Source organism: Agarivorans sp., from assembly GCF_050295395.1.
Taxonomy (GTDB): Bacteria; Pseudomonadota; Gammaproteobacteria; order Enterobacterales; family Celerinatantimonadaceae; genus Agarivorans.
This window is the reverse complement of sequence record NZ_JBNKPP010000021.1, coordinates 1-22,599: the sequence shown is the minus strand read 5'-3', so window position 1 is coordinate 22,599 and position 22,599 is coordinate 1. Positions and strand designations below refer to the sequence as shown.

Annotated in this window: 19 protein-coding genes and 1 pseudogene; 15 read left to right on the top strand and 5 right to left on the bottom strand. The window is 47.8% G+C overall.

The annotated features are described in order from the left end of the window. Positions 1-56 precede the first annotated feature (56 nt). Both ACQY6Q_RS01580 and ACQY6Q_RS01575 read right to left on the bottom strand, forming a co-directional pair. The gene (locus tag ACQY6Q_RS01580) at positions 57-1,883 is read right to left on the bottom strand and encodes an ABC transporter ATP-binding protein (RefSeq protein WP_427977069.1); all 1,827 of its coding nucleotides are present in this window, start codon (positions 1,881-1,883) and stop codon (positions 57-59) included. Positions 1,884-2,103: 220 nt separating this feature from the next. After that, positions 2,104-2,994 (bottom strand): LysR family transcriptional regulator, encoded by an 891-nt coding sequence (locus ACQY6Q_RS01575; protein ID WP_427977067.1) that lies wholly within the window; start codon positions 2,992-2,994, stop codon positions 2,104-2,106. A gap of 155 nt (positions 2,995-3,149) precedes the next feature. On the opposite strand from ACQY6Q_RS01575, the gene maoP reads away from it, so the two are divergent. Genes maoP through ACQY6Q_RS01535 form a run of 8 tightly spaced genes read left to right on the top strand, consistent with a single transcriptional unit; the run spans position 3,150 to position 9,523 of the window. Beyond that, positions 3,150-3,512, top strand: coding sequence for a DUF413 domain-containing protein (gene maoP / locus ACQY6Q_RS01570; RefSeq protein WP_427977065.1), 363 nt, complete (start codon positions 3,150-3,152; stop codon positions 3,510-3,512). Positions 3,513-3,545: 33 nt separating this feature from the next. Beyond that, a complete protein-coding gene (rimK, locus tag ACQY6Q_RS01565) occupies positions 3,546-4,451 on the top strand; it encodes a 30S ribosomal protein S6--L-glutamate ligase (protein WP_427977063.1) in 906 nt (301 codons plus the stop codon). 35 nt (positions 4,452-4,486) lie between these two features. After that, the gene (locus ACQY6Q_RS01560) at positions 4,487-5,509 is read left to right on the top strand and encodes a succinylglutamate desuccinylase/aspartoacylase family protein (protein ID WP_427977061.1); all 1,023 of its coding nucleotides are present in this window, start codon (positions 4,487-4,489) and stop codon (positions 5,507-5,509) included. A gap of 1 nt (position 5,510) precedes the next feature. After that, the gene (locus ACQY6Q_RS01555) at positions 5,511-6,044 is read left to right on the top strand and encodes a mechanosensitive ion channel domain-containing protein (protein ID WP_427977058.1); all 534 of its coding nucleotides are present in this window, start codon (positions 5,511-5,513) and stop codon (positions 6,042-6,044) included. Position 6,045: 1 nt separating this feature from the next. After that, positions 6,046-6,471: an ATP-dependent zinc protease family protein gene (locus tag ACQY6Q_RS01550; protein ID WP_055733755.1), complete on the top strand. Its 426-nt coding sequence runs from the start codon at positions 6,046-6,048 to the stop codon at positions 6,469-6,471. Positions 6,472-6,527: 56 nt separating this feature from the next. Beyond that, complete coding sequence (locus ACQY6Q_RS01545; protein WP_427977054.1) at positions 6,528-7,898, top strand: magnesium transporter; 1,371 nt, start codon at positions 6,528-6,530, stop codon at positions 7,896-7,898. A 15-nt stretch (positions 7,899-7,913) separates the two neighbouring features. After that, positions 7,914-8,885 (top strand): magnesium transporter CorA family protein, encoded by a 972-nt coding sequence (locus ACQY6Q_RS01540; RefSeq protein ID WP_427977051.1) that lies wholly within the window; start codon positions 7,914-7,916, stop codon positions 8,883-8,885. Between the two features lie 50 nt (positions 8,886-8,935). Continuing rightward, positions 8,936-9,523, top strand: a complete 588-nt coding sequence (locus ACQY6Q_RS01535; RefSeq protein WP_427977049.1) for an AAA family ATPase — start codon at positions 8,936-8,938, stop codon at positions 9,521-9,523. Positions 9,524-9,767: 244 nt separating this feature from the next. Here ACQY6Q_RS01535 and ACQY6Q_RS01530 read toward each other — a convergent pair whose 3' ends face one another. From ACQY6Q_RS01530 to ACQY6Q_RS01520, 3 genes are all read right to left on the bottom strand, one after another. Continuing rightward, positions 9,768-10,082, bottom strand: coding sequence for a DUF1840 domain-containing protein (locus tag ACQY6Q_RS01530; RefSeq protein WP_427977047.1), 315 nt, complete (start codon positions 10,080-10,082; stop codon positions 9,768-9,770). Between the two features lie 402 nt (positions 10,083-10,484). Then, positions 10,485-11,375, bottom strand: coding sequence for an aspartoacylase (locus tag ACQY6Q_RS01525; protein ID WP_427977045.1), 891 nt, complete (start codon positions 11,373-11,375; stop codon positions 10,485-10,487). 68 nt (positions 11,376-11,443) lie between these two features. Then, positions 11,444-12,634 carry a XylR family transcriptional regulator gene (locus ACQY6Q_RS01520; protein ID WP_427977042.1) on the bottom strand — a complete coding sequence of 397 codons (1,191 nt, stop codon included), beginning with the start codon at positions 12,632-12,634 and terminating at the stop codon, positions 11,444-11,446. Positions 12,635-12,912: 278 nt separating this feature from the next. On the opposite strand from ACQY6Q_RS01520, the gene xylB reads away from it, so the two are divergent. The 7 genes and pseudogenes from xylB to ACQY6Q_RS01485 form a co-directional block, all read left to right on the top strand. Continuing rightward, the gene (xylB, locus tag ACQY6Q_RS01515; RefSeq protein ID WP_427977039.1) at positions 12,913-14,364 is read left to right on the top strand and encodes a xylulokinase; all 1,452 of its coding nucleotides are present in this window, start codon (positions 12,913-12,915) and stop codon (positions 14,362-14,364) included. 94 nt (positions 14,365-14,458) lie between these two features. Continuing rightward, the gene (locus ACQY6Q_RS01510) at positions 14,459-15,673 is read left to right on the top strand and encodes a XylR family transcriptional regulator (RefSeq protein WP_427977036.1); all 1,215 of its coding nucleotides are present in this window, start codon (positions 14,459-14,461) and stop codon (positions 15,671-15,673) included. A 460-nt stretch (positions 15,674-16,133) separates the two neighbouring features. After that, on the top strand, positions 16,134-17,093 hold the full coding sequence (tal, locus tag ACQY6Q_RS01505; RefSeq protein ID WP_427977034.1) for a transaldolase: 960 nt from the start codon (positions 16,134-16,136) through the stop codon (positions 17,091-17,093). A 21-nt stretch (positions 17,094-17,114) separates the two neighbouring features. After that, positions 17,115-19,118, top strand: coding sequence for a transketolase (tkt, locus tag ACQY6Q_RS01500; protein ID WP_427977031.1), 2,004 nt, complete (start codon positions 17,115-17,117; stop codon positions 19,116-19,118). Positions 19,119-19,313: 195 nt separating this feature from the next. Beyond that, a complete protein-coding gene (locus tag ACQY6Q_RS01495) occupies positions 19,314-20,066 on the top strand; it encodes a hypothetical protein (protein ID WP_427977029.1) in 753 nt (250 codons plus the stop codon). Between the two features lie 255 nt (positions 20,067-20,321). Then, positions 20,322-21,644, top strand: a complete 1,323-nt coding sequence (gene xylA / locus ACQY6Q_RS01490) for a xylose isomerase (protein ID WP_427977027.1) — start codon at positions 20,322-20,324, stop codon at positions 21,642-21,644. A 404-nt stretch (positions 21,645-22,048) separates the two neighbouring features. Further along, positions 22,049-22,599 (top strand): annotated as a pseudogene (locus tag ACQY6Q_RS01485) (DNA ligase); the annotation flags it as partial.

Here is a 22,599-nt window from a genome sequence, read left to right as displayed (position 1 = left end):
TAAACATTAAAAAAGCTAGCCGAAGCTAGCTTTTATTTACTACCGAGCAACCAAATTTATTCGCCGAGGAAGCCACCGGTTTGGTGCGCCCATAGCTGGCTATAAATGCCCTTGCCTTGAATTAACTCACGGTGAGTGCCTTGCTCTACAATCTCGCCTTTATCTAACACCACTAAGCGGTCCATGGCGGCAATGGTAGAAAGGCGGTGAGCAATCGCGATAACGGTTTTCCCTTCCATTAGCTTATTCAGGCTGGCCTGAATGGCCGCTTCCACTTCGGAATCGAGTGCTGAGGTGGCTTCGTCCAAGACTAAAATAGGTGCGTCTTTAAGCAATACTCTAGTAATTGCGATACGCTGGCGTTGGCCGCCAGACAGCTTCACCCCGCGCTCACCTACATGGGCGTCGTAACCGGTACGGCCATCGGGGTCACTGAGTTTTAGAATAAACTCATGGGCTTCGGCTTGTTTGGCGGCGGCAATCATTTCTTCTTCAGTGGCATCGGGGCGGCCATAAAGGATGTTGTCACGCACCGAGCGGTGGAGCAACGAAGTATCTTGAGTCACCATGCCGATATTGGCGCGTAAGCTTTCTTGAGTCACTTCACTGATGTTTTGACCATCAATTAAAATCGCGCCACCTTCTACGTCATGGAAGCGCAGCAACAGATTAACCAGAGTGGTTTTACCGGCCCCCGAGCGGCCCACTAAGCCGATTTTCTCGCCGGCTTTAATCTCTAGATTAAGCTTGTCTATCACCCCGCTAGCTTCGCCGTAATGGAAGCGAATGTCGCGATAATGAATATGACTGTGGCTAATTTGCAGCTCTTTGGCGCCGGGTTTGTCTACAATGCTTTGCTCGGTAGACAGGGTATTCATGCCATCGACTACCGTACCAATGTTTTCAAATAGCGCACCCACTTCAAACATGATCCACTGCGCCATACCGTTAAGGCGTAATACCAAGGCAATCGCAATGGCAATCGCGCCCACCGACACATCACCCAAAGTCCATAGGTAAATAGACAGCGCAGCAATGCTGAAAGTAAGCAAGTAGTTAGACAGCTGTACCGATACGTTCAGCCAAGTCACCAAGCGCATCTGTTTATATACGGTCTCTAAAAAGCCATCCATGCCTTCTTGGGCGTAGGCGGCTTCACGCTTGCTATGCGAAAACAACTTAACCGTGGCAATGTTGGTATAGCTGTCAACAATTCGCCCGCTCATTAAAGAACGCGCGTTAGCTTGCTCGGTAGAGACCTTCTTCAGCTTGGGTACAAAGTAAAACTGAATACCAATATAAACCAGCAACCATAGCAGCATTGGCCAAATCAAACGCACGTCGGCTTGGGCCACCAGCGCTACCATGGCGGTGAAATAAACCACGATGTATACCGACAAGTCGAGCAATTTCATCACCGTTTCACGCACCGCTAGCGAGGTTTGCATTAGTTTGGTGGCGACTCGGCCAGCAAAATCATTAGCGAAAAACGACACGCTTTGGCGTAATAAATAACGGTGGCCCTGCCAGCGAATCGCCATCGGGAAATTGCCCAATAAGGCCTGATGGATCAGCAGCGAATACAGCAATACCAGCAGCGGCATCACTACCAATAACAACAAACCCATGCCCCACAAGGTGCTCGCTTCTTCACTAAAGAAGGTGGCGGGATCTTTATTACCTAGCCAATCGACCAAGCGCCCCATAAAGCCAAACAAACTCACCTCACAAATTGCAATACTGGCAGCAAACAGCGACATCAGTAATAAGGGCTTGCCCATACCTTGACAGTAATGGCGGCAGAACTGGTATAAACCTTTGGGGGGTTGTTGTGGTTCTGCGGAGGGAAAGGCAACGGTGAGCCGTTCAAAAAAACTAAACATCTGAAGATTCCTTGTGGTCGACCTAAGCAATACCGTGTATTGCTACACGGCGGCTACTTTAACCCAATTTGCCCAAGAAACGCAGTGCTGCTTAACAATAAATCTAAGCCTGCCAAGCCGCAGTCTGGCCACCTAAGGCAAACTGTTGTTTAATCGAAAGAAAAATTAAAGCTTATAAATTATAAGGAGTTAAAGCCAAGTACTGGCCAAGGTTAGGCCCTTAAGACCGAGCCTGCTCGCCGGCTTGCTGAAGTAAAAAGGGCATCGCCGGTTCGGTTTTATCCAACAGCCGTTTTACTTGGGTAATTTGCTCTAGTGCCGCAGCATCTTTACGATAACTCAGGTAAATTGGCCTAAACCATGGCTCGGCATCTTCTACCAAATAAAGCTGCTGAGTGGCGATAAAACCATTCACCATAGAAGCCGGTAAATAACTGGCTCCGCCTTTTTGCAAGATAAAATCTAAGGCAATCCGCCCGGTAGAGGTGCGCAAAAACGGCGGGGGCATTTTACTGTGGCGCGCGGCATGCTCGGAAGCAAAGCGAGTTCCCCAATCCACATACACGTAGCCTTGCTGCATCGCCAGTTGCTGAGGTTTAGGTTCGGTTGAAACCAATACCAACTCTAAATCGGCAACCTTAATGCAATTTAATTCATCGGACTTTAAAGGATCTAAGCCCACGGCAATATCTAAGGTGCGCTCTAATAGGGCACGGTGCATTTGGCCGCGACTGAGTGTTTCTGCGCTAAAGGCATAACCGCTAAAGGCATCCACCACCACGCTCAGACAGTGTTGCAAATAGGCATCCCACACATTGGGCGTGCCCGCCAAGGCTAATTGTATTGAATGCGCCTTGGTCAGTAATAACTCGGCCTTAGACTGCTCTAAGGTACGCACCATGTTCTCTGCATAGGCAATTAAACGTTCGCCCGAACTGGTCAGTTTTATCGCATTGCGATCACGAATAAATAACTGAGTATCAAAGAAACTTTCCAGCTGTTTGATACGCGCGCTCACCGCGGCTTGAGTGATGTACAAGTTCTCCGCGGCACGCCCAAAATGCTTTACTTTTGCTACTTCTAAAAACGTTCGAAAAACTTTTACGTCCATCACTTCACCCCTTTAACGCTAAGCTGAGGTTAACAAACAAAATTTATTCTTACGACAAAAACTATTCGTTTTCACTTTAATTCGATAATCACTACCGTGCAGGCAAATTAGCCCGGCACCTAAAGCCACATCAAATATGACTTGGAGTGACAACTATGAACACCGAATTTCGCTTTGGTAAAAAACGTTTTTACGATGATCAACGCTTTAAGAGAGGCTTCAGTAAATCGGGAGAATTTACCCTACTTGAGTCAGAACTACTAAGCTTGTATGGTGAAACTATGAAAGCCTTGGATTGCGGTGAAATTATGCCAGAAAATCCTGAAGAGCAGCATTTTCTACTAGTTTGCAGCCAACAGTTAGCAGCAGAAAGCAAACTAGAAAAGGTGTGGATGAAATACAAGCGTTTAACCCAATCCAGACGCGCCTTTCATACCCTAAATAGTCGCTGTAAAGCAGCCAGCTATGAAGGTGAAGACGAAAGCCAAGACGAAAGCTTCATCTCTGACGATGACTAAATTTTTTAAACAAACGACAACTAGGACCCAAGCATGCGCGTAGCCATTCTATCACGAGGCGAAACCCTCTATTCCACTCGCCGTTTAAAGGAAGCAGGGGAACAACGAGGCCATGAAGTCGACATTATCGATACCCTACATTGCTATATGGATATTACCAGCAGCAATCCAACGGTTCGCTACCATGGTAAAGTGCTACCAGAATACGACGCTGTAATTCCGCGCATTGGTTCATCTATTACGTTTTACGGTACTGCAGTAGTTCGTCAATTTGAAATGATGGGCACTTTTTGTGTTAACGAATCGGTGGCGATTAGCCGTTCTCGCGATAAATTGCGTTCTTTACAATTATTGTCGCGCAAAGGCATCGGCTTACCCCGTACTGGCTTTGCCAGCAAACCCGATAAGATTCAGGATTTGATCAGAAACGTGGGTGGTGCACCAGTAGTTATTAAGTTGCTAGAAGGCACTCAGGGCATTGGTGTGGTGCTAGCCGAAACCAACAAGGCTGCCGAAAGTGTGATTGAAGCCTTTATGGGACTTAAAGCCAACATTTTGGTGCAAGAATTTATTAAAGAAGCCGGTGGTGCCGATATTCGCTGTTTCGTGATTGGCGGTAAAGTGGTGGCAGCCATGAAACGTCAAGCGGCCGAAGGTGAGTTCCGTTCAAACCTACACCGTGGCGGTGCGGCGCAATTAGTAAGACTAAGTAAAGAAGAACGTGCCACTGCAATTAATGCGGCTAAAGCCATGGGGCTCAACCTATGTGGCGTGGATATTTTACAGTCGAATAACGGCCCTGTAGTGATGGAAGTCAACTCTTCGCCAGGCCTAGAAGGCATTGAACACGCCACCAATAAAGATGTGGCAGGAATGGTTTATCAATTTATTGAAAAGAACGCCAAACCCTTTTCGACTAAAACGCGGGGGAAAGGCTAGTTGCAGATTAGCGTTATCGAATCACGAGGATGTCGATGATTATTGCAGGCACTGAAATAAAACCGGGTCAACAAAAGCAAATAGAAATTCCGGTAGCAAAGCTCTATACCGATACCAAAATTTCCATTCCGGTACACATTACCCGCGCCAAGCGCGCGGGTCCCACGGTATTTATCAGCGCCGCGGTGCACGGTGACGAGCTCAACGGCATCGAGATTATTCGTCGGCTGATCCATTCACCCAAGTTTAATATTATTCGGGGCTGCTTAATTGCCGTGCCCATGGTAAATATTTACGGGGTATTAAACCAAAGTCGCTACATGCCCGACCGGCGCGACCTTAACCGCAGCTTCCCCGGCTCGGAGAAGGGCTCCTTAGCAGGACGCTTGGCACACATCTTTCTTAACGAGGTGGTAGCACACTGTAACTACGGCATCGACTTGCATACTGGGGCGATTCACCGTTCCAACTTGCCGCAGATCCGCGGTAATTTGAACGATCCCGAAACCAAGCAATTGGCCGAAGCCTTTGGCGTACCGGTGATCCTCAATTCCGATCTGCGCGATGGCTCCTTGCGTGAAGCCGCCGTTAATAAAGATACCAAGATTTTGCTCTACGAAGCGGGCGAAGCACTACGCTTTGATGAGCTGTCAATTCAAAGTGGCGTGAAAGGCATTCTAAAAGTGCTATCGCACCTAAAAATGGTAAAAAAACGCAGCTCGCGCAGAAAACTAGCGCCCTATATCGCCTATAGCAGCTCCTGGTTACGCGCCTCGGCCAGTGGCATTGTTAGCGAATATGCCAAGCTGGGCGACTTAGTGGAAGCCGGTGACCGACTAGCCGACATTAACAGCCCCTTTGGCGAGTTGATTAACCAAGTGTTTGCCAAACGCTCGGGGATTATTATTGGTAAACAGAATATTCCCTTGGTGCAAGAGGGCGATGCCATGTATCACCTTGCCTACTTTGGTGCCGAACAAGATGAAGTAGCAGAACAAATAGAAAGCCTACAGGAATCAATTAAGCCCTTTGATAATGGCTTAACGGAGAAACCATAACATGAGCCTAACTAGCTTGTTGTTCATCGCCTTAGTGGTGATGAGCTTTTTCTATGGTCAAAAGAAACTCGCTAAGCTGATATTGGCCTTTGGTGAAAATCGCAATGTCGACAAAGCCCGGATCCACTATGTTACTTGGGTCTTACGCGCCATTTTAGCCTTGTTAACGCTGATGGTGATTAGCCTTCTCAGCGATCTCGGTTTCAATGACTTTGGCCTGTTTTTCTCGTCGATGTTTGCCGTTATTGGCGTGGCGCTATTTGCCCAATGGTCGATTCTTAGTAATGTGACGGCCAGCATCATCGTTTTTTTCTTCTTTCCCTACCGAGTGGGCCATCAGGTAAAAATCTTAGATGGCGATAATTCAATTGAGGGCAAGTTGGAAGAAATCACCCTATTTCACGTGATTTTACTGGCCGATAACGGCGCTAAACTCACTTTCCCCAATGCCATGGTATTTCAAAAAGCCGTGGTAATTGGCGAACACCAACCCACTCGCACGGCTAAATCCGCCGCCGCAGAAGAGGACAACTAATATGACTAAGTTGCTGATTGGTAATTTGGAAACTTGTCACCTACCCGACTTAGGGATCCACGATTTACCGGTGCGAATAGACACCGGTGCGAAAACCTCGTCACTACACGTAGATAACATGGAGCGCACCAAAAAAAATGGCAAGCCGCATATTAGCTTCGACTTGCACCCCGACATCTATAATTTAGAGCAGGTGTGTCGCTGTACAGCCCCGATTGTGGATACCCGCAAAATCAAATCGTCGAATGGCGAAGTGGAGCAGCGCTACGTTATCCAAACCAGTTTCCAATTAGGCGAATTAATCTGGCCTATAGAAATTTCCTTGAGTAATCGTCAAGATATGAGCTACCTAATGTTGTTAGGACGTCAAGGAATGGGGGACAAGGTTTTAGTTGACCCCTCACAAAGCTTTTTAGTCAGCAGCTAAGTGGCTGCAGACCGGCCTTGGCTAAGCCCAAGGCCCCGCACTACAAAGGATAGAACATGACCAACGAAGTCAACGAAAGCCCTCCGTTACAAACCTTTGATGGTCATCACGATGACGCACTAGACCGGATCCTCAAGCTACTCAAGCAAGACGAACAGCCGGTAGATTTAAGCTTTGTTAATGACTACGACAACGCCATTCTTGCCAACTTGATCGAGTCTTTACCCGACCAATACCGGCAACAAATTTGGCCCCAGCTGGCGGAACAGCGTTTTTGGCCGATCCTGCACTTGATGCAGTATGAAACGGTTAAACACTTATTTGACCTGTTCACTGCGCAACAAATCGCCGCCTTGCAAAGCCATATTGGCGATGCAGAAATTGTTGAATTTGCCGACTTTCTGCCCGAGCAGATGGTGGACACTTATCTTGAACAACAAGACCAGTTAAGCGCCACCCAACTGCAAGACGCCTTAAGTTACGACGATGAGCAAATTGGTCGTTATACCGATCTGCATATTCTACGTGCCCGCCCCAACTCAACAGTACAGCGGATCAAACAACGCTTGCTCGACAAACAAGATAAACATGTTGCGGTTTACCTAGTAGACGCCCAAGGGCAGTTCCAAGGGGCTTGCAGCATGACCGACATCATCAACGCTGATGACCATACCCGCTTAAAAGAGCTGAGCTTTAGCATCGAAGTGTTCGACCATCAGCAAATGCTCAGTGAGGTGGCCTTGTCGGTGAATGTATTGGCTGGTCACGCTTGGCACCCGGTGCAACGCGACGGCAAAATTATCGGCGCAATTGCAGTATCTAACCTTGTGCAGTGGTTGCAAGAGCGCAGTTTAGAAGTAGCGATTAGCGAGGCGCCCTCTAACGAAGAAGATCTATTTACCCCAGTGCGCACTGCCGCCAAGATGCGGGCTATTTGGCTTACCACCAACTTAGCCACGGCCTTTTTAGCCTCTTGGGTGATTGGCTTATTTGAAGGGGCGCTGCAACAATTGGTGGCCTTAGCCATTTTAATGCCGGTGGTGGCCAGCATGGGCGGGATTGCTGGCAGCCAAACCCTCGCGGTAGCGCTGCGCGGTATTGCCCTGAACCACTTACAACAAAGTAACTTAAAGCTGTTATTAAACAAAGAGATAAAGATTGCCGCATGGAACGGGTTATTGCTGGGCGTAGTGATAGCGGGAGTGGTCAGTTATTGGTTTAGCTCGATCCCCTTGGGCTTGGTTATCTTTGTTGCGATTGTGCTTAACAGCTTAGCGGCGGCGGCCTCAGCTACGCTGATCCCATTTTTGCTGAAAAAAATGAAGATCGACCCGGCGGTTGCCGGTTCAGTGATCCTGACCACCGTGACTGACATCGTAGGTTTTGTCGCCTTTCTCGGCTTAGCCTCTCTGTTCCTCATGCATTAATTTAAGGGTGCCATCATGCTTAGAACTTGGCTCAGTATTAACGGACAAGCGCCACAACTAGGTGACCAGCAGCAAATCGCCGACTGGTCTGCTCAAGCCAACGCCCAGTTATGGATAGACATCGACTTAAGCAACTACCTGCAAATTGAGGCCGAGGAGATTTTAAAACAGTTTAATTGCCACGCCTTGTCGATTGTTGACGTGTTCCGCCATCGCCATCCGCCCAAGATAGAGCTGTTTGACGACCAAGTATTCCTGCTTTATCGCGGCATTCAACAATGCTTAGGCGAGCTTAGATTTGAGCACATGCAACTGGCCATGTTCATTGGCCCTAATTATTTAATCACCTTACATCAGGGGCGCTCGCAGGGTATCGAGAACTTGCTGGAACAAGGCTTTGCCAAATACCTCAACGCACCACTGAGCTTGGCCAGTCGCATCATGCATACCTCATCCAACTTGTACTTAAACCAGTTGTTAGAATTTGAAGACAAGCTCAGCGAGTTAGAAGAGCAAATTCATGAACATGGCAACGACTACATTCTGGCGGCCATCACTCGTAAGAAAACCGATTTACTGCGGCTGAATCGGATCTTCAACTACCATCTCAACCTCAGCCAAACCTTAATTGAGTTACAACATCAAACCGAGCCCAGTAACATCAGCATCGACCAACCGGTGATGCAGGATTTACACGAACGCTTTGAGCGCTTACAGAGTTTGAGTAGGATGTACTACGAGATTTGTGGCGACTTAGTGGATGGTTATTTATCAATAAGCTCGCACAAGCTGAACAATACCATGCGAGTACTCACCCTGATTACCGCCATTTTCGTGCCCTTGAGTTTTTTAGCGGGTATTTACGGCATGAACTTCGAGGTGATTCCCGAGCTGCACCACCCCGATGGTTACTTCATCCTGTTGGCGGTAATGGCCAGCATTGCACTAGGGCTGATTGGCCTATTTAAATGGAAGCGCTGGTTTTAACCAGCGACAATTACCTAGGCCTGTCTAAGACCTATCAATAACGGATTAATATGAAAAGACTCATTTTGGTGACCTCACCACCGGCCAGCGGTAAAACTTACATTTCTAAACAACTAGCCAAAGCGCTTAAGCACGTTGTGTACTTAGATAAAGACACACTTATTGTGTTATCGCATCAGATTTTTAAACTCGCGAATGTCGAGGTGAACCGTAGTTCCGAGTTCTTTGAACAACACATCCGTAACTACGAGTATCAGGCCACTTTAGCACTAGCAATGGAAGCCTTAGACTATGACGATATTGTGCTAATAAATGCGCCATTCACCCGAGAAATTAGAGATACAGCCTACATCGACAACTTAAAACAGCAGCTGCTAGAAAAAAATGCGCGACTCACGGTGGTGTGGGTAGAAACGGATGTTAATGTAGTTAAACAGCGAATGATTGAACGAAACTCGCCGCGAGATACGTGGAAACTCGCAAACTGGGATCAATACATTGCGGGAGTAGACTTCTCTATTCCTCATTGCATCGACAAGCCCGAGGTAGTTGACGATTTACTGCTATTTAAAAACTCGAATCAGCAACAGTATCAACAATCGATGCAAGATATCTTGCGCGTTTTAGAGACCAGCTAATTTTTGAAAAATGCTTAAAAAAACCGCTTTAAGGCGAGTTTATTGTTATTAAGTTTAGCGAAATAGCGACTCGCTGATTGCGCTGAACCTATGCCAATACTGCAGCATAATCACAACCAACAGTGAACGCTACCTGCATATCTATCAGGCAATACTAAAGACCATGGGACAACTAGTATGGCAATGGCGTTACTCGCACTCGCCATTGGCTAAGCTGCACTGTTATTCAGTAGTACCGTTATACTCAACGATCCCACATCACATCACATTGCTTTTTAGTCGCTGAGCTTAATAGCTCAATTAGGGGCTGAGCACGCGTACTTAAGTTAATGGCAGGCTCTAATTCAGCACCGTCCTCATCCGCCTCAGATGGCTCAAGCTGAGCGTTAGCGGCTAGCTCAAGCTCGGCTTTTAACTTGGCTAATGCTTCGGCAACATCCTCGGCCCGTATCGCACCCGGCACGCCACCACTGTGCCCCATCATTTTTAATAGCGCTAAACCAATATCGCCAAACATGGTGACATTGGCGTAAGCTTTACAGCTGAATGTAATTAACATGGGCATTTACCTTTAAGTCAAGACTACCCTAGCAGCATAAAACGATTCGCAGATGCTTTCCTTAAGCTAAACGACATTGTTGCCCACAAGCCCAAATTAAAAGGCTTGTTATCTTCTCTGAACGCTTAGCCATTGCTCTTGCGCCACGAAAAACGCACTGCTGATAGAGCTTAGTAGTAAGAAGAGAGCTTGAGAAGGGAATATGGTGAGTGAGCCACGCAGACGACTAGCAAGAGAGATATTAAAACAGGCTAAAGATGGCCTTTGCACACTTACGCTTGGTTTGCTAAATCATTAGATAATGGCAGCTAAACCCTTAAAGAAAAGCTACCTAATAAAGAGGGTTAGTGGGTAATTAAGCCACTAACAAGAGCGCTAAACTAGCGCTCTTGCTAAACCAAGTTACTCAATTTCCAGATACACCTTATCCAGCAACGACATGGCGAGGTTGTTATCGTAGTATGCCGCTTCGTTGATGAAGGCGGGGTAAACGATTTTATCTCCCTCATAATAAATATCTTCACCATTGAAGGTACGGAATAAGGGATCGCCAGGATTTAAGGGTTTAAAGTCATTGTCTTGCACATGCTGGTGAACCATGGCCAAACGCTCACCCTGTTCATCCATCGGCAAGGTGATGGTATCAAGATATAAAAACGCTTCTAGCAGTTTGGGTAAGGCCGGTACGGCTTGCTGATTATGCAAATCAACAAAGTCTAAAATGTAACCGGTCATTCGCTCCATTTGCTCTAGAATATCTTGGCGCAGAGCCGATTGTGGCTGCGGCCCAACTTCAATTAATACTCCATACTTACCACAGCTAGCCAAAAAGCGATGCTGCGCCATGTCGGCTTCGCCTTCTTCCAAGAAAATCACTGCTTCCGGCATTTGCATTTTCACGTAAGCCGCTAACTGTTTATAAAATGGTGTTTGTTCAAGTAGGATCAGGGTTGGCCCCATATTGGACGTGGTATTGTGTAAATCAATTACCAAATCCATATTGGGATTAGCCTTAGGCCCCAACTGCTGATGCAGCGCCTTGGCACGAGACTGCTCATAGTTAGCCAAGTCATAATCGGCCAAAGACTGGGCGCTAAACTGGCGATTTAAGTCGGCGTCAATGTAACGCTTATTTTCGGCATAGGCTTTGGGGTTAGCAAATACGGTTTCAACTTGTAGGCTAGCGCGCGCCACTAGCTGAGGCTGTTTTTGCCACTTTTTAACTAAGTAAATACCGCTAAATTCATTTCCGTGGGTGCCGCCAACAATGGCGACCTTAGAGATCTTGGACAAGCTTGACCCTCCTTTTAAGCTCAATGCTGTAAGCATCGAGCTTAAAAGGTAATTACCCATGACTCAAGCTATTCATCTTCATCTTCGTCTTGCTGTTGCCGGCTCAGGCGATAGGCTTTGGGGGTAAGCTCTAAATCTTTCTTAAACACCGCATACATATATTGCAGCGACGGATAACCACACAATTCGGCGATATCCGAGGTAGACAATTCGGTATTACGCAGCAAGCTCATCGCTTGGTCGAGTTTAGCGCAGTGAATCTCTTGGTGAACCGAATGACCAATATCATCCTTGAAGCGCTTCTCAAGATTAGAACGTGACACTTTCACGTAATCCAGTACCTGTTCCACCTTAATTCCCTTACAAGCATTATGGCGAATGTAGTGCATGGCTTGAATCACATAAGGGTCTTTCAAGGCTTTGTAATCGGTAGATTGACGCTCAATCACTTGCTCGGGCCCGACCAACAAACGTGGTTTACCCAAGTCGTGGCCTTGCAGCTGACGATGTAGCATTTTTGCCGCCTGAAAGCCCATTTTACGACAGCCCTGCGCAACCGAACTCAAGGATACGCGGCTTAAATGGCGAGTTAAGTCTTCGTCGTCGATGCCAATAATGGAGACCTTATCAGGTACAATTATGCCTAGATGGTCACACACCTGTAGTAAGTGGCGTGCTCGCGCATCCGATACTGCCACAATGCCCACTGGCTTAGGCATGGACTGGATCCAGTCGGCCAAACGGTTCATTGCATACTGCCAAGATTCGGCGTTGGTTTCTAAGCCGCGATAAACGGCACATTCATAACCATCATTGGCGACGAGTTGTTGAAATACCGACTCGCGCTCCATCGCCCAACGACTGTCTTCGCTCTTAGGCATACCGTAATAGGCAAAATATTCTAAACCCTTGGCTTTTAAATGCTCGTAGGCAGAGCTCACCAAAGCGCGGTTATCGGTCGCCACATAGGGAACTTCGGGATAGTTTTCGGGGTTTTCATAGGAGCTGCCCACCGCCACTATCGGCACGCGCAAGCCCTTTAAAGCTTGCTCTATCTCAGGATCGTCGAAGTCGGCGATAATGCCATCACCGACCCAATGTTGTAACTTACTAATCCTGCATCGGAAATCTTCTTCCAAAAAAATATCCCAATCACATTGGGAGGCTTGCAAGTAATCTCCAATCCCCTTAATTACTTGACGGTCATAAACTTTGTTGGCGTTAAACAACAAAGTAATTTTAAAACGCTTATCAAACATCTGGGATCCTAATGCTAGGTCATTCGAGAATTAATTCAATATGTAAAAAAAATCTCGAAAGCGCCACTGTGAAAAATCGTAATGTGATTATGATCATGTACATTTTAGGCAAAATTGTGAACTTCACCACGCGAGAGAAAAACGCTACTCCGCTAGCAATTTTCGTAATTGAGAGCGCTTTCTAATCCACGGCAGGATTATGCCATATTGTTTAATCATTGGCTGCCATCCTTAGCGTTGTGCTAAATCATGCAGCTCGCTTGCACGAAGGAAAATTTATGTATATTGGTATCGATTTAGGCACCTCTGGCGTCAAAGTGGTATTGCTTGGCGAAAATGGTGAGCTACTAGGCCAAACCACCGAGAGCTTAAGCGTGTCGCGTCCTGCGCCACTGTGTTCAGAGCAAGCTCCACAAGATTGGTGGCAAGCCACTCAAGATGCGCTCACCACACTTAGCCAACAACATTCTCTCGCTTCGGTAAAGGCCATTGGATTAAGCGGACAAATGCATGGCGCGACCCTGTTAGATGCGCAAGGTGAAGTGCTGCGCCCAGCCATTCTTTGGAATGATGGCCGCAGTGCAGCCCAGTGTGAAGAGTTAGAACGCTTGGTGCCAGAGTCTCGCGACATAGTGGGCAACATCATGATGCCGGGCTTCACTGCCCCCAAATTGCTCTGGGTGAAACAAAACGAGCCGGAGATCTTCAACAAAGTCGACAAGGTATTGTTACCCAAAGATTACCTACGTTACCTATTGTCGGGCGATTTTGCCTCGGATATGTCGGATGCTGCTGGCACCATGTGGCTAGATGTGGCGAAACGCGACTGGAGCGAGCAAATCCTCGCCGCCACAGGGCTGACTCGCGAACACATGCCGGCCTTGTTTGAAGGCAACCAAATTACCGGTCACCTCAAAGCCGAATTAGCCGAGCGCTGGGGCATGCCTGCAGTACCACTAGTGGCGGGCGGTGGAGACAACGCCGCAGGAGCGGTGGGTGTGGGCATCACCAAACCAGGCCAAGCCATGTTGTCTTTAGGTACTTCTGGAGTCTATTTTGCGGTTAGCGATGGCTACCTCAGCAACCCAGAATCAGCCTTGCACAGCTTCTGTCATGCCTTACCTGGCACTTGGCACCAAATGTCGGTGATTCTTAGCGCTGCCTCTTGCTTAGACTGGGTGGTTAAGCTCACTGGACAAGCCGATGTACCTAGCATGTTAGAGGCGGTAGAAGCCGCTCCAGAAAGTGACAACCCGGTGGTGTTCCTACCTTACTTATCGGGCGAGCGCACACCTCATAACAACCCCGAAGCCAAAGGCGTGTTCTTTGGCATGACTCACTCAACTGGCCCGCTAGACCTATGCCGAGCCGTTCTAGAAGGGGTAGCCTTTGCCTTTGCCGATGGTTTGGATGCACTGCATGCCACTGGCTTAAAACCTGAGGAAATCACCTTGATTGGTGGCGGCGCACGTAGCCGTTACTGGCGACAAATGCTGGCCGATGTATTTGGTCAGGCGGTGAGCTATCGTCTAGGTGGCGATGTTGGCCCAGCCTTGGGAGCGGCGCGTCTGGCGCAATTGGCAGTTAATCCTGAAGCCAGCTTAGAACAGGTTTGTCCGGTTCCCGAGTTGGTTGAAGTACACCAAAGCAATGCCGAGCGCCATGCTAATTACGCCCAACGCCGCGCCTGTTATCAAGCGCTTTACCCACAGTTGGTTGGTCTGTTTTAAGCACTCTGCTCTGCGCCAGCCAACAGGCTGGCGCTCACTACGTGTATTACGGCAATACTGCTTATTTATTTCCCTTAGCCATTGGAAACCGACGATGACTGAAAATTACCGCGTTGCACTGTTACTTAACGCCAACATGGCCTATGACCGCGGCATCATCACGGGCATCTCTTCGTTTGTGAAAAAAGGCAGCCCGTGGAATCTATTCATCGGCGAACAAAACCTGTTTTCGGTGGACGATTTTAATAAGTGGCAGGGAGATGGCGTGATCGCCGATTTTGATCACCCCGACATTCGCGACGCCATCCAATCACGAGATATTCCAGTGGTGGGGGTTGCCAGCAGTGAAACGGTGGCCAAACAAATGCAGGGCTATCCGCTAGTGATGTCGGATAACAAACAGATCATCAATATGGCGGCGCGTTTTTTAAAAATGCGCCGTTACACTCATCTGGCCTTCTGCGGCTACCCTAACCGCCCCTTTAACAATTGGTCGGCCAATCGACAAACCCTGCTGCGTCAATGGTGCGTTGACAATCAATGCAGTTATAGCGAATTTACCGCTAGAGACAATGCCGATACTTGGGACAGTGACCTAGCCTGTTTATGTGAATGGTTAATTCGCCTGCCCAAACCGGTGGGCATTATTGCCGCCAATGACGTGCGTGCGCGCCAGCTGAGCTATGCCTGCAAACTGGCAAAAATTAGCATTCCTGAAGATGTGTCGATCATGGGCATCGACGATGATGAACTCAACTGTACCCTTAGCCTACCTAGCTTAACCTCGGTGCGTCAAGGTACCCGAGCCATGGGTTACTTGGCCGCTTCCTTGCTGCAGCCCTTAATGGAAGGTAAACAGTTAGTTCAGTATCAACATTATGTGCAACCAGAACGAGTGATAGCTCGCGACTCCACCGACTTCTTCCATTTTAAAGATAATTTGGTACGCGGGGCGCTTAACCTGATACGAATTAATCAGGGCAATATCAAAGTAAAACACATCTTGGCCGAGCTGGGCTGCTCGCGCGGCGCCATCGACAATAAGTTTCACCATGAGCTGGGTATGTCCTTACATGCCTATTTACTGGATTGCCAACTCAACCTAGCCTTAGAATTATTGGTCGATACCGATCAAACCTTGAGCCAAATCGCCCAAACGGTGGGTTTCAGCAGCCCGCAATATCTCTCCTGCGCGGTCAAAAAACGCTGGGGAATGGCCCCCGGTATGCTACGTGAGCAAAAAGGCATGACAAACCGAGAGCTAGCTCCGTTTATTGAGCAAACAAAGCAACCATTAAAGCAGGCCTAAGTGACCAATAGGCGAACTTGATTAGGCGAAAAACACAGCATAACTGACTAAAAGCTAGTGTTTTATCGCCAAGCAAGCTCCCCCCAAACAGCGTTAGTTTAAGCATAAAAATCAACCAACAAATACGGTGAACAATGAAAAAACATCATTCGCCTTACTATATATCTGCCACTTTATTGCGTATCTTTTTTTAGCCGATGGGCGCATGCTGCTTTGAATAAGTACAACAAGGCAACATCTTGTCGCGGTGTGGCAGGCTAAACACACCCATACAACGTGATCTTGATCGACACTGCGAAAATTCAACATAAGCGCTAAAAAAAGCGTAATTGTACTTAACTGCCAGTCTGGCACTTTATATGGATATGGAGCTTAGTTGGAAGCTTGACCTGCAATTGATAATGCAGGCAAACCAACAAGCCTAGGAATATGATTTCATTACTAAGGGTCGATACTTTTTATGAGTTCTCTACTACAACAGCTGAAACAATACACCACCGTGGTGGCCGATACCGGTGATTTAGACACCATGCGTAAATTTTCACCTGAAGACGCTACCACCAATCCTTCACTGATCGTCAAAGCACTTGCCTTACCGGAATATTCCGAACTGCTAAAAGAAGTAGCAGCTTGGGCGAAAACCCAAAGCGATGATCCCGCCGAGCAACTAGCCATGGCTGCCGACAAAGTGGTGGTGACCATTGGTTGCAAGGTGCTAGAACTGGTTCCTGGACGTATCTCTACTGAAGTGGATGCTCGTTTATCGTTTGATACCGAAGCCAGTATTGCCAAGGCGCGCCGCCTAATAGAGTTATACCAAGCCGCTGGCGTAAGCAAAGAACGTGTGTTGATTAAATTGGCCTCAACCTGGCAAGGTATTCGCGCCGCCGAACAACTAGAAAAAGAAGGGATTAACTGTAACCTAACCCTATTATTTTCATTCGCCCAAGCACGCGCCTGTGCCGAAGCTGGCGTATTCTTAATTTCGCCCTTCGTTGGACGGATCCTAGATTGGTACAAAGCCAAAGATGGCAGCATCGACTACAGCGGTGCCAATGATCCCGGTGTAATTTCGGTCACCGACATCTACCGCTACTACAAAGATCACGGTTACAACACCGTGGTGATGGGAGCTAGCTTCCGCAATATTGGGGAAATTATTGAGCTTGCTGGTTGTGATCGCCTCACCATTGGGCCTGCACTATTAGAAGAGCTTGATCAAACTGAGCAAGTACTAGAGCCACGTTTACAAGACCAAGGCGTAAACCAGAAACGCCCCGAGCCTATGACCGAAGCCGAGTTTTACTGGGCCCATAACGAAGATGCTATGGCCACCGAGAAACTCGCCGAAGGCATACGTGCCTTTGCCGTTGATCAGGTCAAACTCGACAAAATGCTAGTTGCAGCATTACAGGCTTAACTCACTATTAGGAAGCAAAAGATGTCTCACCCTCGTCAACAATACGCCAATGCGATCCGTGCGCTTAGCATGGATGGCGTACAGCAAGCTAAATCAGGCCACCCTGGTGCGCCCATGGGCATGGCCGATATCGCCGAAGTACTATGGCGTGACCACTTGGTTCACAACCCTAGCAACCCCAGCTGGAGCAACCGCGACCGCTTTGTGCTGTCTAATGGCCATGGTTCGATGCTGCTTTATTCTCTGCTTCACCTTAGCGGTTATGAGCTACCCATTGAAGAGTTGAAAAATTTCCGCCAGCTGCATTCTAAAACACCTGGCCACCCAGAATATGGTTACGCCCCCGGCGTAGAAACCACCACTGGCCCACTTGGTCAGGGGATTGCCAACGCAGTGGGTATGGCACTGGCCGAAAAAATGCTGGCCGCCCAGTTTAACCGCAACGACTTTGCCATCGTCGACCACTTCAGCTATGCCTTTATGGGTGACGGCTGTTTAATGGAAGGCATCTCTCACGAAGTCTGTTCGCTAGCGGGCACCTTAGGTTTGGGTAAACTGATTGCCTTCTGGGATGACAACGGCATTTCTATTGATGGCCACGTAGAAGGCTGGTTTACCGACGATACTCCAGCTCGCTTTGAAGCTTACGGCTGGCAAGTGATCCGTGACGTAGACGGCCACGACCCCGAGCAAATTAATGCCGCCATTGTTGCCGCCAAGGCAGAATTAAACAAACCTACCTTAATCTGTACTAAAACCATTATAGGTTTTGGTTCACCCAATAAATCAGGTTCTCACGACTGTCACGGCGCCCCACTAGGCGAAGACGAAGTGAAAGCCGCCCGCGAATTCCTTGGCTGGCAATATCCAGCCTTTGAAGTTCCCAGCCATATCTATCAAGCCTGGGACCATCGAGCCAAGGGCAGCGAGCAAGAAAACGCCTGGAATGACTTATTTGCCGCTTATCAAAAAGCCTACCCAGAATTGGCCAGAGAATACTCTCGCCGGGTGCAGGGTGAGTTGCCAGAAAACTGGCAAGCCGAAAGCCTAGCCTTGTTGCAAGGTTTACAAAATCAACCCGCTAACATTGCTAGCCGCCAAGCCTCTAAAAATACCTTGGATGTGGTGGGCAAGTTGTTGCCCGAGCTACTCGGTGGTTCCGCCGATTTAGCACCGTCTAATTTAACTTTCCACGCTAGCTCTAAATCAGTGAGTGCCGAAGATGCTTCGGGTAACTACATTCACTACGGGGTGCGAGAGTTTGGTATGTCAGCCATGCAAAACGGCATCGCCTTACATGGTGGCTTTATTCCGTATTCAGCCACCTTCCTGATGTTTATGGAATATGCGCGTAACGCCGTGCGCATGGCGGCGCTAATGAAGCAACGCTCGATTTTTGTATATACCCATGACTCCATTGGTTTGGGTGAAGACGGCCCAACTCACCAACCGGTTGAGCAAGTGGCAAGTTTGCGCCTTACCCCTAACATGGAAACTTGGCGCCCTTGTGACCAAGTTGAATCGGCGGCGTCTTGGATCAACGCCATTGAGCGTCAAGACGGGCCTAGCGCGTTAATCTTCTCTCGTCAGGCACTTGAGCAGCAGAAACGCAGCACTGAGCAATTAGAACAAATTAGCCGTGGTGCTTATGTCTTAAAAGACTGCAGTGGCACGCCAGAGTTGATCTTAATTGCTACCGGATCCGAGGTAGAACTAGCCGTAGCGGCAGCCGCCAAGTTGAGCGAGCAAGGTAAGCAAGTCAGAGTTGTTTCGATGCCTTGTTGTGAGCGCTTCGACAAGCAAGATGCCGACTACCGCGAAGCCGTATTACCCAAAGCAGTACGCGCACGAGTCGCAGTAGAAGCACTACAAGCCGACTATTGGGGTAAATACGTTGGTTTAGACGGTATCACTGTGGGCATGACTAGCTTTGGTGAATCGGCACCGGCCGGCGAGCTGTTTAAACTATTTGGCTTTACCGTAGACAACGTGATTGATAAAAGCCTTAGCTTATTAAACAACTAAACCTACTGAACAAAGCGCTGGTTTCAGCGCTTTGTTTTCCCCTACCGAATAAAATAAACCCACTTATTATTATGCACTTACTCAGTTAAAGTCTGCGCGCTTAGGCTTTTTCAAATAATTTTGCTATTAGCCAAGCTACCCGCTTAGAATGAAATCTATACTGCAAGGATAGCGAGTAAAAAGGAGCCATAGCGAATGGGTAAAGTAGCACGCTTGCTGGTGGCTATCGTCGGGCTATGGCTTGCTAACGCTCAAGCAGAGCCGTTGCGTTTGGTTTATCCCGATTTTCCCCCCTATACCACCAATAGTAAGCCCCCTTTGGCCGTCGGCAATTTCTTGCTTGAAAAGATCATGCAACACATGGATCAAAGCTATCAAACTCGTATGGTGCCGAACTATAAGCGAGCGCTTAGTGAGCTCGAAAATGACAAGGCTGATGGGCTTTTCTTAGCCTCTAGAAATAACCAACGCGATCATATCGCAGAATTTTCTAGCCCCTTGCTGCATAACAATTGGAGCTGGTTTTTCCGCTACGACACGTTCTTAGATCCTTATTCCGCGGCATTTAAAAGCCAAGCTAAGGTGGCCTCGATTGAAGGGACAAATACCCATTTTTGGCTGTTGCAGCACCACTACCGGGTCATTGGCAAGCAAAACGATGTGAAAAAGCTGGCACAAATGCTGTTCGACTTAAAGCGCATCGATGCGGCTTTTTTATCGGCAGACGTATTTAAAGAGAGTTCAGACCACCCAAACTTAGTTAACGACGAATACATTGAAGTGGTGCAAAGCGCCACGCCTTTTGGTATTTACATCTCTAAATCCTATCTAGCCAAGCACCCCGATTTTATGACCCGCTTAAACCAAGCCATCAATACTGTACAGAAACAATACTTAAATAATTCCTACTCGCTCTCTGGTTTTAACCGCGACGCCGCAGCCCGATAGCCCCTCACTACTTATGTTTTTCGTTAAGCAGCAATAAGGCTGTTACGAAATTTCACATCGAAACCTATTTCAGCTGTATTTTGTGATTTTCCTGAAAAAGCACGCAGAAAAAACGCGAGTCAGCGCACGAAAAGCAAATAGCTGAAAAAACCCTGCATTTTTCGTAATTGAGCGAAAGCCTGCCAGAGCTAACAATGAAACTCACCAGGAGACAGGTTCTCCGGATGAACACGCATTCTTTTTAGGAGTAGTACCATGGCTCAATATTTTGACCAATTTGAAAAAATCGCATACGAAGGACCTGAGTCCACTAACCCATTGGCGTTCCGCCATTACGATGCCAATAAGGTAATCATGGGTAAAACCATGGCCGAACACCTACGCTTTGGTGCTTGTTACTGGCATAACTTCTGCTGGAATGGCTTTGACATATTTGGTGCAGGCACTTTCGACCGTCCTTGGCAGCAAGGTGGTGACACCCTAGAGAACGCAAAAGCCAAAGCCGACGTTGCTTTCGATTTCTTCTCTAAAATTGGCACTCCCTACTACTCTTTCCATGACGTAGACGTAGCTCCACAGGGCAACTCAATTAAAGAGTATGCCGAAAACATGAAGATCATGATGGACGTGCTTGCTCAGAAACAAGACGAAACAGGCATGAAACTATTGTGGGGCACCGCCAATGCCTTCTCTAACGCTCGCTTCATGTCTGGTGCAGGCTCTAACCCTAACCCAGAAGTATTTGCCTATGCAGCGACTCAAGTCTTCACTGCAATGAACGCCACTAAAATGCTAGGCGGTGAAAACTACGTATTATGGGGTGGCCGTGAAGGTTATGAAACGCTACTCAATACCGACTTACGTCAAGAGCGTGAACAACTTGGCCGCTTCTTCCAAATGGTAGTTGAGCACAAACATAAAATTGGCTTTAAAGGCACCTTGTTGATCGAACCTAAACCAGCAGAGCCAACTAAACACCAATACGACTACGATACCGCCACGGTATATGGCTTCTTGAAGCAATTTGGCCTAGAGAACGAAGTAAAAGTTAACATTGAAGTGAACCACGCAACCCTAGCCGGTCACTCTTTCCATCACGAAATTGCTACCGCTATTTCACTCGGCTTGTTCGGTTCTATCGACGCAAACCGTGGTGATGCTCAACTAGGCTGGGATACCGACCAATTCCCTAATAGCGTAGAAGAGTGGACGCCAGTCATGTACGACATCCTACGCAACGGTGGCTTTGCTACTGGTGGTTTGATGTTTGATACTAAACTACGTCGTCAAAGTATCAATCCTGCTGACTACTTCCATGGCCATATCGGCGGCATGGACACTTGTGCACTAGCACTAGAAAAAGCGGCCAAACTGATCGAAAGCGAAGAAATTAGCAAAATTGTTGCAGAGCGTTACGCCGGTTGGAGCGGTGACTTTGGTAAAGCCATTATGTCTGGTGATTACAGCCTAGAGTCGCTAGCTCAGCATGCGCTTGCCGAAAACATTGACCCAGCCCATGTATCAGGCCGTCAAGAAGAGTTGGAAAACATCGTCAACAAGTACATTTACAGCAAATAAGCTGAAAACCGATCGCTAATTGGTACTCATTTGCCGACGCTCTGCGTCGGCTTTTTTATTTAGCCTGCCGCGACAAGAAGTGACCGCTAAGCAAGCCGAATTAACTCCAGAGTGAAGCGCGGCCCACCAGTATATGCCGTTGCTTAAGCTCAAGTTATACTCGCCCTACAACCATACAAACCATTTTCTGCTGCACTCACCATTAGACTGCAATTACAGCGAACAGCTGGCACACAAAACTCGCTAAACTAAACCTAAACGCTCGGCTGCTAACATTAATGGCTAATGCGATTCCCTCAATACAAACTTATTTCTGTAACAACAAAAATCTGACTGTTGCTAGCGCAACTAAAACTTATGCCCTACCATTTAATGATAAAAAAATCATTAAATGGTAAATACTAATGAGACCTAGCCCTACCAAGCCCTTAAGTTTATGTCTATTAATGCTGTCTTCACCGCAGGCGGTACTGGCTCAGCAAGCCACCCCACCGGCCCTGTTATTAGCTAGCGAATATTCTCAAGATATTCCCCTGCAAGGCTATTGGGTGTGTGAAAAATACGATGGCATTAGAGCCTATTGGAATGGCCAACAACTGATCAGCCGCAACGGCCTAGCGATTGCTCTGCCCGCTACCTTACGCCAGCAACTCCCGAGTATTCCTATCGAAGGAGAGCTCTGGTTGGGGCGTGGTCAGTTTGGCGCGCTACAAAGCTTAATCCAACAGCAAAACCCCTCTGCAGAGCAATGGCAAGCTCTGCAATTTATGGTATTTGACTTGCCCGATGCTGCAGGCAGTTATCGCCAGCGCTATCAGCGCTTGCAACAACTGGTTGAGGGTAAGCCGTTTTTGCAGCTACCGGTTTACCACCCTTACGCTGGGCCAGCAGAATTAACACGCCAATTAGACGAGCTGAGCAAACAAGGAGGTGAAGGGCTGATGTTGCGCGATCC

What these genes read in the sequence shown, in the direction of transcription:
- ACQY6Q_RS01560 (WP_427977061.1), top strand. Translation starts at nt 4,487, where the DNA reads ATGATTATTGCAGGCACTGAAATAAAACCGGGTCAACAAAAGCAAATA.
- ACQY6Q_RS01555 (WP_427977058.1), top strand. Translation starts at nt 5,511, where the DNA reads ATGAGCCTAACTAGCTTGTTGTTCATCGCCTTAGTGGTGATGAGCTTT.
- ACQY6Q_RS01510 (WP_427977036.1), top strand. Translation starts at nt 14,459, where the DNA reads ATGACTGAAAATTACCGCGTTGCACTGTTACTTAACGCCAACATGGCC.
- ACQY6Q_RS01495 (WP_427977029.1), top strand. Translation starts at nt 19,314, where the DNA reads ATGGGTAAAGTAGCACGCTTGCTGGTGGCTATCGTCGGGCTATGGCTT.
- xylA (WP_427977027.1), top strand. Translation starts at nt 20,322, where the DNA reads ATGGCTCAATATTTTGACCAATTTGAAAAAATCGCATACGAAGGACCT.
- maoP (WP_427977065.1), top strand. Translation starts at nt 3,150, where the DNA reads ATGAACACCGAATTTCGCTTTGGTAAAAAACGTTTTTACGATGATCAA.
- ACQY6Q_RS01550 (WP_055733755.1), top strand. Translation starts at nt 6,046, where the DNA reads ATGACTAAGTTGCTGATTGGTAATTTGGAAACTTGTCACCTACCCGAC.
- xylB (WP_427977039.1), top strand. Translation starts at nt 12,913, where the DNA reads ATGTATATTGGTATCGATTTAGGCACCTCTGGCGTCAAAGTGGTATTG.
- ACQY6Q_RS01575 (WP_427977067.1), bottom strand. Translation starts at nt 2,994, where the DNA reads ATGGACGTAAAAGTTTTTCGAACGTTTTTAGAAGTAGCAAAAGTAAAG.
- ACQY6Q_RS01580 (WP_427977069.1), bottom strand. Translation starts at nt 1,883, where the DNA reads ATGTTTAGTTTTTTTGAACGGCTCACCGTTGCCTTTCCCTCCGCAGAA.
- ACQY6Q_RS01530 (WP_427977047.1), bottom strand. Translation starts at nt 10,082, where the DNA reads ATGTTAATTACATTCAGCTGTAAAGCTTACGCCAATGTCACCATGTTT.
- tkt (WP_427977031.1), top strand. Translation starts at nt 17,115, where the DNA reads ATGTCTCACCCTCGTCAACAATACGCCAATGCGATCCGTGCGCTTAGC.
- rimK (WP_427977063.1), top strand. Translation starts at nt 3,546, where the DNA reads ATGCGCGTAGCCATTCTATCACGAGGCGAAACCCTCTATTCCACTCGC.
- ACQY6Q_RS01535 (WP_427977049.1), top strand. Translation starts at nt 8,936, where the DNA reads ATGAAAAGACTCATTTTGGTGACCTCACCACCGGCCAGCGGTAAAACT.
- ACQY6Q_RS01520 (WP_427977042.1), bottom strand. Translation starts at nt 12,634, where the DNA reads ATGTTTGATAAGCGTTTTAAAATTACTTTGTTGTTTAACGCCAACAAA.
- tal (WP_427977034.1), top strand. Translation starts at nt 16,134, where the DNA reads ATGAGTTCTCTACTACAACAGCTGAAACAATACACCACCGTGGTGGCC.
- ACQY6Q_RS01540 (WP_427977051.1), top strand. Translation starts at nt 7,914, where the DNA reads ATGCTTAGAACTTGGCTCAGTATTAACGGACAAGCGCCACAACTAGGT.
- ACQY6Q_RS01545 (WP_427977054.1), top strand. Translation starts at nt 6,528, where the DNA reads ATGACCAACGAAGTCAACGAAAGCCCTCCGTTACAAACCTTTGATGGT.